The 1,952-nt window shown below is 73.4% G+C and carries 2 protein-coding genes; both read left to right on the top strand.

Features of this window, described 5'->3' with window-relative positions; genetic code table 11:
• Positions 1-719, top strand: a 719-nt coding sequence (locus tag VR45_RS13835; RefSeq protein ID WP_045940036.1) for a bacterial transcriptional activator domain-containing protein, incomplete at its 5' end; no start/stop codon positions are given.
• A gap of 147 nt (positions 720-866) precedes the next feature.
• Positions 867-1,604: a hypothetical protein gene (locus VR45_RS13830; RefSeq protein WP_045940035.1), complete on the top strand. Its 738-nt coding sequence runs from the start codon at positions 867-869 to the stop codon at positions 1,602-1,604.
• Positions 1,605-1,952: the final 348 nt, after the last annotated feature.

The following is a 1,952-nucleotide window of genomic DNA, read 5'->3' as shown; positions in this document are numbered from 1 at the left end:
CCGGCACCGGCGGCACCGCCGAACCCGGCGCGATCGGCCGGCTCACCGAGCTCGCCGCCTACCTGGCCCTGCGTCCCGGCGCCGACCACGCCGCCCTCGACCACGACCTGCACCCCGGGGCGGCCCACCTCGACCCGCACCCCACCGCCGCCGACGCCCGGAACCCGCTGTCCGAAAAGCTCGCCGACCTGGCGGCCTGGCTGGGCACCGCCTCGGACGGCCGGCCCCTGCTGGTCACCGGCCAGGTCGAGGGCTGCACCTTCGCCCCGGCCGTCACCTGCGACTGGGACGAGTTCCGCAGCCTCTACCGGCGCGGCATGCGCAGCACCAGCGCCACCGCCGACGCGGCCCTCGCCCACGCCCTCGCCCTGGTCCGCGGCGCCCCGTTCGCGGAGGCCCCGCCCGCCTCGTTCGGCTGGGCCGAGGCCGAACGGCAGGACATGATCGCCGCGATCGTCGACACCGCCCACGAACTCGCCGCCCGCCGCCTCCAGTACGGCGACCACCGCAGTGCCGAGGCCGCCGTCTTCCGCGGCCTCGCCGTCGCCCCGGACGTCGAACTGCTGCACCGCGACCTGTTCTACGCCTACGCCTCGGCCGGCGCCCGCGACCAACTGCTGCGCGCCGTCAACCGCCTCGACGCACTCAGCCGCCGAACCGGTCGCGANNTCGACACCGACACCATCGCCCTCCTCCGCGACCTCCTCGCCGGCTCCTGACCCGGCAGACCGTCAGCACCCCCCACCACGCCCCGCCCGGCCCGCACCCCGCGCGCCGAGCGGGGCGCGGTGCGTCCGGCCCGGATCCGGTGGGAGACGCCGGGGGCGGGACGGCCGGATGTCACACCGGTCTGATGGGATTCCCGCATGACGGATTGGTCGCAACTCAGCCATGCCTACGGCTCCGCGGAAGACATACCCGCCCTGCTCGACCGGATCGAAGCGGATCCGACTGCCGAGTGCTGGAGCGACCTCTGGTCGGCGCTCTGCCATCAGGGCAGTGTCTACTCGGCCAGCTTCGCGGCGATTCCCCGGCTGACGGCGATCGCCGCCGCCGGTGCCGACACGAAGGAGCAGCTGAACGCACTGCACCTGGCAGCCGCCATCGTGGCGGGGGCGGACCAGCTGAACGAGGCCGGTGACGTCCTTGCGAAGAACGCCCAGGACATCGCGGTCCTGCTGCGGAAGGCGAACGAGCACCTTCGGACGGCTCCCGACCGCACCGACTACATCTACCTGCTCGAATCCCTCCTGGCCTTCGAAGGTGTACCGGTCTGGGGCGAGGAGCTGGCCGGCGGACTCGTGAACGAGGAGTACCAGACCTCCTGTCCGCGCTGCGAGACCGATCTGTTCATCGCCATCGGTGAATACGGCTACTTCTCCACGAGCGGCGACTACGCCCTGCACGACGATGTCGAGAAGGCCCCCCTGCGACCCGCGGAGCCGGGTGACCTGCACGGCATCGGCCAACGCCTCCACAGCCTCGCCCTCGGCGACGGTCAGCGTGACGTCGCCACCGCGTTGACCTACCTCTTCGGGGGCGCGCACTGCACGGATTGCGGGGCGGACTTCGTGGTGGCCGACCGGATTGGCGATTTCTGCTGACGTTGCCGCGCCCGGTCCCGGCCTGCGGAGCCCCGGCGTGGATCCCTGTTCACCCACCCGGCCTGGCTCCGGCATCACCCGATCTCGTAGGGTGGCGCCCATGTGTGGTGACAGGCGCCACACGGGGTACGAGGCAGCAGAACGCCGCTCAGCGGCGGGGCGGGGCGGTGACCTGGAAATGGCGGAGACTACGGCGGTCCCCGGAGGTCCCGACCCCGTGACGGACGCCGGCCCCGGCCCCCAGGACGCCGTACCGCCGAGGTCCGCGCGCAACGCCTACGACGAGCACCCGCCCGGCCCGGCCGCGCTCTACGAGCCCCCGGCCCCGCAGCCCGCCCCGGGCCCGGT

This window comes from Streptomyces sp. NRRL S-495 (genome assembly GCF_000966955.1).
GTDB lineage: Bacteria > Actinomycetota > Actinomycetes > Streptomycetales > Streptomycetaceae > Kitasatospora > Kitasatospora purpeofusca.
This window is presented reverse-complemented; position numbering and strand designations above follow the sequence as displayed.